The sequence below is a fragment of the Rothia sp. HMSC061D12 genome (genome assembly GCF_001836735.1).
In the GTDB taxonomy this organism is placed as follows: domain Bacteria; phylum Actinomycetota; class Actinomycetes; order Actinomycetales; family Micrococcaceae; genus Rothia.
The window spans coordinates 1,338,301-1,352,078 of sequence record NZ_KV830305.1 but is presented as its reverse complement, the minus strand read 5'-3'; the positions used below and the strand labels follow the sequence as shown (position 1 = coordinate 1,352,078).

Below are 13,778 nucleotides of genomic sequence, written 5' to 3'. Positions count from 1 at the left end.
ACGCACAGCTTGGAGCTGAAGAACAGGCAGCGAAGAGCATAGCGGATACCACGACACAAAGCTGGAGAACCCCGATGAATATTTTGACCATGGCGATTGCCGATGCCATAGCCATCGCAGCCCTCTGCACCCTCTACATGGTGCGGCATCGCAACCGCGAACTGATGATTTCCTACGCGGTCATCAACGCCGGCATCTTCACCGTCTCGGTGGCGCTGGTATCCGCCGGATCGAACGCATCCGCTATGGGTATGGGCCTCTTCGGTGTCCTGTCGATTATCCGATTGCGTTCCACCGCCCTGAGCCAGCGCGAGGTGGGTTACTACTTCGTAGCCCTCTCGGTCGGCATGATCGCAGGTGTGAACATTAGCCCGGCGTACATCGCCTTCGGCCTCATGGCTACCCTGGTCGGCCTCATCGCGATTCTCGACTCGCGTAGCGCCCCGGTCTCTACCGATCAGACTCAGACCGTTACCGCCGATCGTGCAATCAGCGACGAGGAAGAGCTCAAGGCATACCTGAGCGCTCGCCTGGGTTACACCGTCACCTCGGTCAGCGTTACCGAGCTGGATATGGTGAACAACCTGACCCGCGCCACCGTCACCTACCAGCCCAAGGAAACCCCCGAGGGCGGCACCCCCGCGGCAGTGGAGGCGGCTCAGCCTGTAGCCGCTCAGACGGTAGCATCGCAGGCTCCTGCGGCTTACCCGGCAGCACCTCAGGTTCCCACCGCCGAGGCGCACACCACCCTGGACACCCGGATGGTTCCGCTCCAGCGCACCCCGGTAGGCAAGTAAGACCAACCGGTATAAAAGCCTCCGATTCACTCCAACCTCACAAACATCTCCGATACCCACGACACGCCGCCCCAGCGCACAGCCCAAAACGCAGGGGCAGCACCCCAGAAGGACGAAGACCCATGACTAATGTAGCCGCAAACATCATCCCCGCAGAGTGGAAGAGCATCAGCCTGGAAGCCATGAACGAGAAGGCAGCCATGCAGACCCGTGTGGACCGCAAGTACATTGTCGACGCAGAAACCGCCGCCAAGGTACTCTCCACGCTCGACGCAGACGCCTCCGTCATGGAAATCAAGGGCCAGCGCGACTTCGCCTACGACTCGGTCTACTTCGACACCCCGCAGATGCAGAGCTACCACTCGGCAGCCTACAGCCGCGAGGACACCTTCAAGATTCGTACCCGTAGCTACCTGGACTCGGAGCTGACCTTCCTGGAGGTCAAGACCGACGGTGAGCAGGACATGACCGTCAAGAAGCGTATCCCGTACACCTTCGAGAACCGCGATCAGCTCACCGCGGAAGGCCACGAGTACATCACCGCAGCACTCGGCGATATCCTCGCAGGCCCCGTGCACAAGCTGGAGGCGGTCCTGACCACCGGCTACCGCCGTACCACGGTCTTCCTGCCGCAGAGCGAGAAGAACCCGGTCGCCTCCCGTATGACCGTAGATAACGCCCTGACCTGGACTCCTCTGTCCGAGAACATCCTCATGGCGGGCGTGAACTACCGCAACTTCCACGGCAACCTGGTCGGCACCACCTACGGCCTGCCGAACGCGGTCATCATCGAAACCAAGTCCGGCGTGGAGCCCTCCGTGGCAGACCAGCACCTCTGGGATGCGGGCATCACCCCCGCGAAGATTTCCAAGTTTGCAACCGGTATGGCGGCGCTGAACCCGCAGCTGGCAAGCAACAAGTGGGAAGAAACCCTGAAGAACTGGATGCACCTGGAACCGGTTGAGGGCACCCGCCTGAACGTGGATGACATGACCGAAGAGGATTACCAGAAGCTGCTGACCGAGCGTTCCGCAGCCGCCTAAAACGGCAATCTGGCTCAAACAGCGATCTGGGATGCGCGGGTAGGGTAGTGCACCTACCTTACCCGCACCCCCCAGCCCCAGCTCCGCTGAATCCCGAATCTAACCCCGAACGAATCTAACCGCCGAACCAAGCACAACATCGGCTTTATTCGCCCCACACAGGCAATAACCGCTCTCACACATATTCACATTTCACATACGTCTTACCCCTGTGGCGCTGGCTCTACACGAGTGGTCACCCAAACACAAAGGAAAACCCGTGAAAAAGAGCAATATGATTAAGAGCGCAACCTCCATTACCCTCCTGGCAGCCTTGGCGTTGACCGGCTGCTCGGCAACCTCGGCATCGAATGCCAGCGCATCGAGTGCAATCAGTACCTCCGCTTCGAGCACTTCGGGCACCACGTCGAAGGTGGCAGATTCCTTCTCCACCGACGTGAAGAGCGGCGCGAAGCTCGCCGAGGACACCCACTACTCCGCGAAGGACGTCACCTGGGATTCCTCCAGCGAAGTTACTATCGATCTTTCTAACCCGACCGCGACCGACGGCGTGACCGTCAGCGACGGCGTCATCACCATCACCAAGGCGGGCAACTATAAGCTCACCGGCACCTACGAGGGCCAGATTAAGGTTGAGGCAGCCGACAGTGACATGGTCCGCCTGATTCTGAACAACGCGACGGTCACCAACTCCACCGGTGCTGCTATCAACGTTGTTGAGGCGGACGAGGTCGTTATCTACACCGCCTCGGGTACCACCAACACCGTCTCTGACGGCTCCTCCTACTCGGATACCGCCAGCGGTAGCCCCGACGCAGCTATCTACTCCAAGAGCGACCTGACCCTGGCGGGTGAAGGTACCCTGAAGGTTGAAGGTAAGTACGAAGAGGGTATCCACACCTCTGACGGCCTGGTCATTGCCTCCGGCACCCTGGAAGTGAACGCGGCAAACACCGGCATCAAGGGTAAGGACTACGTCGATATCCTGGACGGCACCATCACCGTGACCGCAAGCCAGGACGGCATCAAGGCAACCAATGACACCGACGGCAACCGCGGCTGGGTACGCCTGAGCGGCGGTACCGTGAACATCTCTGCAGGTGATGACGGTTTCAAGGCTGAGCGCGTGCTTGAAATCTCCGGCGGTACCCTGAACATTACCCAGTCGAATGAGGGTATTGAGGCGCAGTACATCAACATCCTGGACGGCACCGTGAACGTGACCAGCTCGGATGACGGTATCAACGCCTCGTACAGCACCACCAGCACTAGCTCGACCGGTACCGAGTCGACTTCGACCTCCACCACGCAGACCACCCAGACTGCGCAGACCAACCAGACTGCACAGGGTAACGCTGCACAGGGCGGCCAGGCTGGTCAGGCTCCCTCGGGCGGCCAGGCACCCTCCGGTACCATGGGTCAGCCCCCGGCTGGCGGTGGCGCAGGCGGCGGTGCGGGCGGTGGCGGCGGCACCTTCGAGGTCGTCGACGCAACCATCAACATCACCGGCGGTACCGTCACCGTGAACGCGAACGGCGACGGCATCGACTCCAACGGTACGGCAGCCCTCTCGGGCGGCACCCTGGTCGTGAACGGCCCCTTCACCGGCGGTAACACCTCCCTGGATACCAACGGCGACCTGCTGCTCAACGGCGCGACCGTGACCGCAGCGAACTCCGGTGACATGTTCGAGGCGCCCGCAACCTCCTCCACCAGCGGCTACGTGAAGATCAGCAACGTATCGAACCTGAGCGCCGGCACCACCGTACAGGTGACCGACTCCTCCGGTACCGTGGTGGCGAACTACAAGGTGACGAACTCCAGCACCGCGCTGATCCTGGTCTCCAGCTCCAAGATCACCAAGGGCCAGAGCTACACCGTGTACACCACCACCGATAGCGTGGACGCCTCCAGCACCACCCTGGCTTCTAACGCCACCTCGCTCGGTTCTTTCACCGCAAGCTAGCAGCTCCTTTACTGCAAGCTAGTAGTTCCCTTGCCGCAAGCTAAGCGGTAGGAGCTGCCCCCCTAAGCTCCGTGCGGGATGTCATGACCTGCACGGTACCCTCTCTGAACCCGGTCTTGTGAGTGAACCGGTAAGGAGAGACACTCGCCCCGCATCGGATGTAGCGATACGTCCGATGCGGGGCTACGTGTTATCTAGGGAGTTGTTATCTAGGGAATGTGGCGTCTGAGGTATAAAAGGCTACCGGTGCAAAATAAAACGGTTGTTCCGGTGCGAAGAAGTGCTTTGATACGCAAAATAGGTGCCGCTGAGCGAGACATTCAGGGCTGAAACAGGGTACTCTATAGTGTAGTAAAGACTGTTGAACGATCCGAGAGCGATGCGCCGCGCGCGCTGTTCGCCTCGGACAGGATGAAAGAGGGGGTCACGCCATGGGGCGCGGCCGTCAGAAGGCTAAAGCAACAAGGCAGGCTCGGGAGATGAAGTACTTCAGCCCCGAGACCGACTACAGCGCACTCGAGCGCGAGCTGAGTAGCGCGAAGAAAACTAAGTCCTCCGATTCGTCCCGCCGTCGCTATGACGACGAGGACGACTACTCGGCATACGCAGAAAAGTACGCGTCCTACGAGGATGAGGCATAAAGAATACGCGGATTGATTCGGTGCATATCGACTGAGCGTATTCGATAGATGATGAACCGGCTTGAGGCCCCGCACGGGGTGCTCAGCCGGTTTTTTCGTGCCCTCTGAGGTGGCCTGTGGGTCGGGGGAGAAGTGGGGGTATCTGGCGCCCTCAGATGCTTGGTGCACAAAGCCAATACACATGTTTATACATAGGCATGCATAGCATCTTCTGGTAATAAAGCATGGGCAGTAATAAAAAAGTTTGAAATGAATAAGCATGCATAGCTTCTGCACAGCTTAGTCATGCCTGGCACAGAGAATAGCCCGGCATTCTAGAGACATGAACAACGAACAGAACATGACTCAGAACATTGACCAGACCACCCAGACCGCGGCAGAACAAGCAACCGCCGCACAAACCGCCGCAGAGCAGAAGCTAGCCAAGAAGAAGCTCACCCGTCGAATCTTCATCGGCGGCGGCCTCGGCGCACTCGCAGTAGTCGGCGGCGGCGCAGGCTGGGCATACAACCGCTACCTGGCAGAGCACACCGAAATCGAGGACACCACCGCCTACGAGGCGGCAGCCGCCCAGGCAAACGCAAGTGCCTCCGGCTCCGCCACGGCAGACCCCACCGAACTGACCGGCGTGAAGGTCAACGGTCAGAGCCTCACCGCTAACGAAGGCTCGATCACCATCACCTCCAACACCACCGGCAGCGGCTCCGACGCGGTTGTCTCCTTCGTGGCAGACATCAAGCTCGACAACGCAACCCTGCTGCGTAGCGCCTTCGCCAACAACAAGTTCGGCCAGAACATTATCGACACCCCCTCGAATATCGCCTCCGAACACAACGGCATCTGGGCGATCAACGGTGACTACTACGGCTTCCGTACCACCGGCATCGTGATCCGAAACGGTGTTGTCTACCGTGACGCCGGCGCTCGCGAGGGTTTGGCCTTCTACCGCGACGGCTCCGTCAAGCTCTACGACGAAACCGCAACCAACGCCCAGACCCTCGTCAACGAAGGCGTGTGGAACACCCTCTCCTTCGGCCCGGCACTGGTCAAGGACTCCGCGGTTGTCGACGGTATCGACAGCGTCGAGGTGGACACCAACTTTGGTAACCACTCCATCCAGGGCAACCAGCCGCGAACTGGCGTGGGTGTGCTTGGCACCAACCACCTGGTCTTCATCGTGGTTGACGGCCGCTCCACCAACTATTCGCGCGGCGTGACCATGCCCGAGTTCGCGCAGATGTTCAAGGACCTCGGCTGCGTCAGCGCCTACAACCTGGATGGTGGCGGCTCCTCCGCCATGGTCTTCAACAACGAGCTGGTCAACCGCCCCCAGGGTGGCACCAAGGAGCGTGGCACCAGTGACATCCTCTACATTGCAGGGAGCGCATCGTGATTATCCTGATACCCGCCTATAAGCCGGACCAGTCATTGGTCCGCCTTGCCTGGGCCCTGCGCGAACAGGACCCGGGAGCCGAAATCCTCGTCATTGACGACGGATCCGGCAGCACCTACGCACCGATCTTTACCGAACTGCGTATCGACGGCGTGACCGTGCAGACCCACCCCTCCAACAAGGGCAAGGGTGCGGCACTGCGCACCGGCATCGCCTGGGCGAAAGCAAACCGCCCCGGCGAGGTCATCGTCACCGCCGATGCGGACGGCCAGCACCTACCCCAGGACATCTTCCGCGTGGGTGTGCGCACCGAAACCGCGGCGTCGGCAGGCCAGAAGAGCATCGTGCTCGGTGTGCGTACCAAGCCCGACCCCAACGCCGGCGAAGAAGGCACCAAGGTGCCGCTACGCTCCAAGATTGGCAACAGCGCAACCGTAGGCTTCTTCGCCCTGGCGACCGGCGCCCGCGTGGCAGACACCCAGACCGGCCTGCGCGGCTTCACCCCGCAGATCCTGGACTGGCTACTGCAGATCCCTGGCGATAAGTACGAGTACGAGTTCTCCATGCTGCTGCGCGCAACCCGCGCAGACGTGGACCTGGTACAGGTACCCATCGTGAAGGTCTACGAGCCGGGCAACCCGACCAGCCACTTTAGGCCCCTGCAGGACTCGGCGCTCATCTACGCACCGCTGCTCGCCTTCCTGGCCTCGTCTTTCCTGACCGGCTTCCTCGTGGATGCTATCGCCCTCTTCATCCTGGTGGGCTTGGGTGCTCCGCTCCTGGCAGCCGTAGTCGGTGCACGTATCATCTCGGCGCTGACGAACTTCACCGTCAACCGAATGCTCATGCACGACGGAGGCGCACGCCCCTCGGCATCCTCCTCGCTGGTGCGGTACGCCGTGCTGGCGGTGGGTATCCTCGCAGCCAATGCGGCTCTGATGGAAACCCTGACCGGCCTGGGAGTATCCCTGCTGGTTGCCAAGATCCTGACCGAGCTGATCCTCATTCCGGTCAGCTTCGCGGTCCAGCGCCGCTGGGTTTTTCTACCCGCCCAGAGTCAGGAAAAGCCGCGAGAAAAGGCGGTGGCAACCAACGCGCCTTCGGGTCTGCGTGCGGTGAGCAGCTACGAGTCCGCTCGCATGGAGGCAGCCGGTATCCGTACCGGTGTGCGCGCCTCCCAGGTACGTCCCTAGCGCTTTCTACCTAGCGTCCAGCTCGCTAGGGGCGTACCCCAAGATTTCTCCCACCCGTCAGTCGTGAGGGTGGGTGGGAGAAGCAAGCTGCCGCATCAGATGCGGCAGCGTTCTGTTCACGAAAAGCCCCCGCTGAGAAAACTCAACGGGGGCTTTTTGTATATATTTGGCCTTTCAGAAGCCTATTGGCTCACCGGCTTCCGAGCTGGCAACATACCGATTACTGACCGGGAATCAGACCGCCGGGAGTAATCAGGAACGGCGGGTTGTGGTTAACAGCCGGGTTAGTCACGTAACCAACACGAGCCGCACGGGTCGGGTGCTTAGGAGCACGCTTCGGCCAGGGCTTCACCTGCGGGTTCGGGTCCTTCTTGCCCTGCACCATAGCCAGCGCGCTCGCAGCGTTCACAATGCCGGAACCGCAAGCGTTCACATCGCAGGTGAGCGGCTTGGAGCTCTGCTTCAGAATCTGCTTTGCACGCTCAGCGGTCAGGGAGGGGTCAACGGACTTCATCAGGGCAATCACGCCAGCAACCTGGGGTGCTGCCATGGAGGTGCCGTCGTACTCGGTGTAGCCCGCACCCTTGGAAACGGTGGTACCCAGATCCACGGTGGACATGATGCTGCTGCCGGGGGCGCTCACATCAACAAGCTTGCCGTAGTTCGAGAAGTCGCTACGCTTACCCTCCTGGTCGGTAGCGCCCACCACGATCGAACCGCCGCAGTTAGCCGGAGCGACCTTGGAGGTGTCCTGACCATCGTTACCAGCTGCGACCACGAGGATCGCGCCGCGCTTGTTCACCTCGGCAATAGCCTTGGAGTAGGTTGCGGGGCAGGTGCCCTCGCCGCCGAGGGAGAGGTTAATGATCTTGGCGGGGTTGGAGTTCGCGGGAACGCCCTCAACGGTGCCGCCGGCTGCCCAGACCATTGCATCCGCAATGTCGGAGTCGTAGCCGCCGCACATGCCCAGGGCACGCACGGGCAGGATCTTGGAGTTCGGTGCCACGCCGACGATGCCGCGCTTATTGTTCATAATTGCGGCGATGGAGCCTGCAACGTGGGTGCCGTGCCAGTTCGACTCGCTTGCCTCAGAGTCCGCGTCGCAGACGCCGGCTTCTTCCCAGTTGCCCTGGTCGGTCGGGTCAGAGTCGCGGCCGTTGCCGTCACGGGCAATGGAAGGCTCGGTGATGAAATCGTAGCCGGGCAGAACGTTAGCGTCCAGGTCGGGGTGCTTGACGATGCCGGAGTCAATCACAGCAACGGTCACGCCAGCACCCTGGGTGGTCTTCCACGCCTCGGGGGCTGCCAGGCCCTTGGTGCCGTGCAGGTTCCACTGCTGCGGGTAGAGGGTGTCGTTCGGTGCCACAACCTGGTCCGATGCCTGCGCAGCCTTGGCGACCTGAGCCACCTTGGAGGTCGCGGCGCCACGAGCACGCGCGTTCGAGCGGCGCAGCAGGTCGGGCTCAACGGATGCGACGGAGGGGTTGGAGCTCAGAGCCGCCATGTACTTCTCAGCCTGCTCTGCGGTGAGCTTGGAGGAGAGGGTCACCACGGTCGCCTTCTGGGCGGTGGTGCGTACGTAGCTGGTCTTGACCTTCAGCAGCTCGTCGATGCTCTTCACATCGGAGCTGATGCCCTGGTAGAGGGAGTCGCTCCAGGTGGAGACCTGGGTGCCTGCGGGGCTTGCCCAGTTGATGCCACCGGAGTTCAGGGCGCTGTCGGTGTAGGTGATGACGAAGCGGTTGAAGCCTGCCTTCTGCTGACCGGAGCTGAGGGAGGAAATAGTGGTGTGCGCCTTGGCGCGTTCGGCGCCGTTAGCCTTGGCGGGTGCCGCGAAGGATGCGGGGGCGCCCAGGGTCGCGATGAGTGCTGCGGCGGTGCCCAGGCTCAGCGCGGTGCGTGCGATGCGGCGCGCTGAGGGGTGAGTGGTAAAAGACATCGGGGTCCTTTGCGTATGTGAGTGCCGGAAGCGGCAAGTGGGTTGGTCATCCACTCACATAAATGCACTTTTGAGAAAATATTTGCATTCTTTTGCATATTTGCTTGTGAGGAGCGAATAGAAAAAGAAAATGCACATCACTGCATTGATGTGTATTTTTCTCTAAACTCCCGTGCGGGAGTTCTTCGGAAGTAGTTTATGTGGTGAGATATCGCTATCCTAGCACCTTTTCCTATGTATCTAGCGCCTAAAACTCGATAGTGTGGCGCAGGTAATGAGATTTTTCTTTCATGTAAATGCAGATAAAGAAATGCCTAGTCGAGATATTCTCATGCCTTAAAGCAGTGATTTAAGTTTTGCTCATCTTTATATAAAATGAGGTGCATCACATCATATATTTTATTCATAAAGTAACTGAAAAAGGGTGCTAGAGTATCTCACGGTGCGTACCCGTGCATGCACATTGTGAACCCACAACGTAACCCCGTACTACGCACCAACACCTCACTCTTCCGTATTCACTCGTACCGAATGCGCACCCGCGCCCTCAATGCGAATCGGCAATGTTGCGCCGAACCGTGCATACCCGGTACCACTCACACAAGGACGTCCATGCTTCGCATTGCTCGCCCCTCGCAGGCACGCTCCTCACAGCGTTCCCTGCTGAGCTTCGTCACCGCAACCTGCCTGCTCTCAGCAAGCGTCATCCCCGCCGTGGCGGTACCCACCGCGCAGGCAAACCAGGCTTCTAACGCGGCACAGGCTTCTAACGCCGCGCAGACCTCCAACACTGCACAGATTTCTAACACCGCACAGGCAACCCAGTCCGCGCCCGTGGCGTACAACCGCTTCATCATCACCTACACCGAGGACGCGAAGAACGCCGCCTCCACCGACGCCACCGCAGACCAGATTGACTGGTCCGCCGCCGCCGGCACCCAGCAGGCAACCTGGAGCGACGCACTCTACGCGGGCATCACCTCCGACGTGCAGAGCATCGACGAGCTGCTGAACATTAAGACCAGCTACGTCCGCTCCACCGCGCTGGATGCCAGCGTGGTCACCACCTCCGCGGAGCTCACCCCCGCCCAGGCGCAGCAGTACATGAACGCCCTGAGCGCGAACTCCAAGGTTGCCTCCGTGTCGCCGGATATGCGCCGCTACGCCACCGTGGACAACACCTCGGAGACCGTCAAGATTAACGACCCGAAGATGAACCGCATGTGGTCCCTCACCGGCGAGAAGGGCGTCTCCGCTCTGGAGGCGTGGGGCACCACCCGCGGCAAGGGCGTGACCGTGGCGGTGCTGGACTCCGGCATTACCGCCCACCCGGACCTGGACGCTAACGTGCTGCCCGGCTACGACTTCATTGCCGAATCGGCGTTCTCCAATGACGGCGACGGCCGCGACTCCGACCCGACCGACGCCGGCAACTGGACCGTAGATAACCAGTGCTTCACCGGTTCGAAGGCGACCGCCTCCGACTGGCACGGCACCCACGTGGCGGGCACTATTGCCGCTATCGCGAATAACAACGAGGGCATTGCCGGCGTGGCACCCGAAGCGAAGATCGTGCCCGTGCGCGTTCTGGGCGCCTGCGGTGGCTTCGACTCGGACATCACCGACGGCATTATTTGGGCTGCCGGTGGTAGCGTGCGCGGTGTCCCCGTAAACCAGAACCCCGCCCAGGTCATTAACATGTCCATCGGTAGCGAGGGCACCTGCACCACCCCGTACCGCCAGGCGATTGCTCAGGCGAATAAGCGCGGCTCCATTGTGGTCGTCGCAGCGGGTAACAACAACTTTGATGCCTCGAAGTCCAGCCCCGGCAACTGCGAGGACGTCATCAACGTGGGCGCAACCGATAAGAACGGCAAGCGCTCCTACTTCTCCAACTACGGCTCCCGCGTGGACGTGAGCGCCCCCGGTGGCGACCGCCGCTACTGGGGTGGCGGTATTCTCTCCACCCTGAACGCCGGCAAGACTGCTCCCGGTAAGGCCGACTACGCCGAGTACCAGGGCACTTCCATGGCGGCACCGCATGTTGCCGGTATTGTGGCGCTCATGAAGGCGGTCGACCCGAAGCTGACGTACGCTCAGGCGAAGAAGGCTCTGCAGTCCACCTCTCAGGGTGTTGAGTGTGACCAGTCCGCGTGCGGTTCCGGCATTGTGAATGCGGCGCGCGCGGTTCAGCAGGTCCGCTCCGACCGTGAAGCTGCGGATGCTGCCGCGGCTGAGGCAGCACGCAAGAAGGCTGAGGAGGAAGCCGCACGTAAGAAGGCGGCTGAGGAGGCGGCACGCAAGAAGGCTGAAGAGGACGCTAAGCGTCAGCAGGCCCCTGCACCGAAGGTAACTCCTGCACCGAAGGTGACCCCGGCTCCTAAGGCTAACCGTCCGGTGACCCGCCCGTCCCGCCCGTCCCGCCCGGTGACTCGCCCCTCCTACCCGTCGCGTCCGCGTCACGGTCACACCTCCCGTTACCGCTCCTGGTACGGTGCATCCGTGAACACCTACCCGAGCAGCGGTTACCCGAACAACACTTACCCGAACAATGGTTACCTGGGCTTCGCAACCGGTAACCACCGCTAGTCACTGTTATTAGTCGAAATTCTTTTTAGGCGTGAAAAGCCCCCGATGAGTTCTCTCATCGGGGGCTTCACTATGCCCGTAAACCGAGCCTAGCTACATCATGGGGTAGCTTAGCGCTGCTCTTCAGCCTCGCGGGGCTTCTGCGCGGGGTTGGTGACCAGCGGTTCGTCCTGGGTGATGGGCTCGGCGTCACCGTTCAGGTCGTAAACCTGGGCATCTTCGGGGATTTCCATGGCGGGAGCGCCGGGAATCCGGTCGTAGTCACCGGTGAGGCTCTCGCCGTTGGCTCCTGCTGTGAGAGCTTCTGCGGTTGCTTCGGCTGCCTCGTCGGTGGTGGCTCTATCGGCAATCTTGGTGTTAGACGTTCCGGCGCTCAGTCCCTTAGAGATTACCTTGATTGTCTTGCGCGGTCGCAGGTAGGTCACCTTGCCGTTCGCGTCCAGGTTTCCAGCCTGTTTAGCCAGTTTGAAGCTGTTGATAATACCTCGTCCACAGAAGTACTTATCGCATTTGATGCGGTTCGTCCCCATGAGGGTGAACGCCTCCTCGACCTGCTTGGTGGTCATGGAGGTGCCGTTGACCAGCTGCTGCGCCAGCAGAGCGGAGACGTGCGGTGCCGACATGGAGGTGCCGCTCTCATAGTCGTAGCTGAACTTAGTATTATCAGGGCGGTCGAGGCTGTTCATGGACAGGGTGAGGATGTTTTCACCCGGTGCCAAGATGTTAACCCTCGTGCCGTAGTTCGAGAATGATGCTCGCGTGCCAGCCTTGGTGGTTGCACCAACCGTGATGACGCCCATGCAGTTGGCGGGCGCGTACTTGGACGCCTCCGTGTTGCCGTTACCTGCCGCGGCGACCACGATTGCGCCCTTGGAGCGTGCAATGTTGATGGCGCGCTGGTACGCGGCGGGGCACGTGGTTACGGTGCCGATGGACATATTGATAATCTTGGCGGGGGAGGCGTTGTCCGGTACTCCGTCAACGTGTCCGCCAGCAGCCCAGATGATGGCGTCGGCAATGTCTGAGGTGCGGCCACCGCATCGGCCCAGTACGCGCACGGGCTGCACGCGGGCGAGGTCGGCAACGCCGACGATGCCCATGCGGTTATTGCCTCGGGCACCGATAATGCCAGCAACGCTGGTGCCGTGCCAGGTGGAGGTGTGGGCGTTCGCCTGGTCCTTGCAAAGGTTGTAGGGTGCGTAGTCGCCTTCATCCCTGGGGTTGGGGTCGCGGCCGTCGCCGTCGCGGGCGCTGAGCGGGTCGCTGACGAAGTCGTAGCCGTTCGCCATGCCGGTAACCAGGTCGGGGTGCGGCACGTAGCCGGTGTCAAGTACGGCGACCTTCACGTTTGCGCCGCGGCGCAGGCGCGCGTTACCGGTGTTCTGAACGCCGGTGGTGGGGTTGGTGAGGTTCCACTGCTTGCTGTACTGCGGGTCGTTGAACTGGAAGGTGATGTCGCCCTCTGCGGCGGGGTAGTTGATGTAGTCGGGCTCGACGGAGGCTACGTCCGGGTCGGAGGCGACCTTCGCCATGAACTCCTTCGCCTCGTTTTTGTTGAGGGTTTTGGAGGTCTGGATGACGGCGTCATCGGTGGAGGTGTTGTGCAGGAACTTGGTGTCGACGTTCATCGCTTCGCTGACGACGTCGACGGTGTCCATGATGTCGTCAACGATGCCGCGAATAGCGTCCCAGTCGCCGTCGCGCAGCATTTTGCGCTGCTTGGCTTCGTTGGTGTAGGTGACGATGAATCGGTCGAAGTTCTGCTGGGGGAGCGTGCCGGGTGCCGCCGCGGTGGGGGTGTTGGGGCGTGCCGCGCCGTTGCGCGTGAGGGTGAGGGGGCTGACGGGCCCTTCAATCTGGGGTGCTGCCTGAGCTGCTGCCAGGATGGCTTCGTCGCTGGGTGCCTGCGCGAGGACGGCGGGCAGGTCGCCTCCGAAGAGGATGGCGCCGGCGGCGAGCAGGCTCATGGCTGCGCGTGCGGGGCGCTTGCGGCGGGTGCAGGGGCGAGGAGGTGTTTCGGTGCGCTGCGCGCCGATGTATGGAAGCCTCATCTGGTTCTCCTGATGTAGGTGGTATGCGGACTGTGTGATGTGTACTGGTGTTTCCGTCTGTAGGTGCGCGAGGTGCGTATAGGGTTTTTACGGGGCAGTAAAAGAGGCCTTTTTGGGCGCGCTGAAGTAATGAATGGGGTGAGGGAATAGCGTTTCTTTGACCCTT

Annotated in this window: 9 protein-coding genes; 7 read left to right on the top strand and 2 right to left on the bottom strand. The window is 61.2% G+C overall.

Going from position 1 to position 13,778, the window contains the following annotated elements; genetic code table 11:
- Positions 1-74: 74 nt before the first annotated feature.
- The 6 genes from HMPREF2682_RS05295 (at position 75) to HMPREF2682_RS05270 (ending at position 7,033) form a co-directional block, all read left to right on the top strand.
- Positions 75-797: a DUF4956 domain-containing protein gene (locus tag HMPREF2682_RS05295; RefSeq protein WP_070832025.1), complete on the top strand. Its 723-nt coding sequence runs from the start codon at positions 75-77 to the stop codon at positions 795-797.
- Between the two features lie 122 nt (positions 798-919).
- Complete coding sequence (locus HMPREF2682_RS05290) at positions 920-1,840, top strand: polyphosphate polymerase domain-containing protein (protein WP_070832022.1); 921 nt, start codon at positions 920-922, stop codon at positions 1,838-1,840.
- Positions 1,841-2,099: 259 nt separating this feature from the next.
- On the top strand, positions 2,100-3,806 hold the full coding sequence (locus HMPREF2682_RS05285) for a carbohydrate-binding domain-containing protein (RefSeq protein ID WP_070832019.1): 1,707 nt from the start codon (positions 2,100-2,102) through the stop codon (positions 3,804-3,806).
- Positions 3,807-4,237: 431 nt separating this feature from the next.
- Positions 4,238-4,447: a DUF3073 domain-containing protein gene (locus tag HMPREF2682_RS05280; protein WP_005504588.1), complete on the top strand. Its 210-nt coding sequence runs from the start codon at positions 4,238-4,240 to the stop codon at positions 4,445-4,447.
- Positions 4,448-4,769: 322 nt separating this feature from the next.
- Positions 4,770-5,840 (top strand): phosphodiester glycosidase family protein, encoded by a 1,071-nt coding sequence (locus HMPREF2682_RS05275; RefSeq protein ID WP_070832016.1) that lies wholly within the window; start codon positions 4,770-4,772, stop codon positions 5,838-5,840.
- Positions 5,837-7,033 carry a bifunctional glycosyltransferase family 2/GtrA family protein gene (locus HMPREF2682_RS05270; protein WP_070832013.1) on the top strand — a complete coding sequence of 399 codons (1,197 nt, stop codon included), beginning with the start codon at positions 5,837-5,839 and terminating at the stop codon, positions 7,031-7,033. The genes HMPREF2682_RS05275 and HMPREF2682_RS05270 overlap by 4 nt, the downstream gene beginning before the upstream one ends.
- A 220-nt stretch (positions 7,034-7,253) precedes the next feature.
- On the opposite strand, the gene HMPREF2682_RS05265 is transcribed toward HMPREF2682_RS05270, so the two are convergent.
- Entirely contained in the window at positions 7,254-8,972 is a 1,719-nt protein-coding gene (locus HMPREF2682_RS05265; protein ID WP_070832010.1) for a S8 family peptidase, read from the bottom strand.
- A gap of 612 nt (positions 8,973-9,584) precedes the next feature.
- On the opposite strand from HMPREF2682_RS05265, the gene HMPREF2682_RS05260 reads away from it, so the two are divergent.
- Entirely contained in the window at positions 9,585-11,561 is a 1,977-nt protein-coding gene (locus tag HMPREF2682_RS05260; protein ID WP_070832007.1) for a S8 family peptidase, read from the top strand.
- Positions 11,562-11,671: 110 nt separating this feature from the next.
- Here the strand turns inward: HMPREF2682_RS05260 and HMPREF2682_RS05255 are convergent, their stop codons facing one another.
- Positions 11,672-13,612, bottom strand: a complete 1,941-nt coding sequence (locus tag HMPREF2682_RS05255; protein ID WP_070832004.1) for a S8 family peptidase — start codon at positions 13,610-13,612, stop codon at positions 11,672-11,674.
- Between the last annotated feature and the right edge of the window lie 166 nt (positions 13,613-13,778).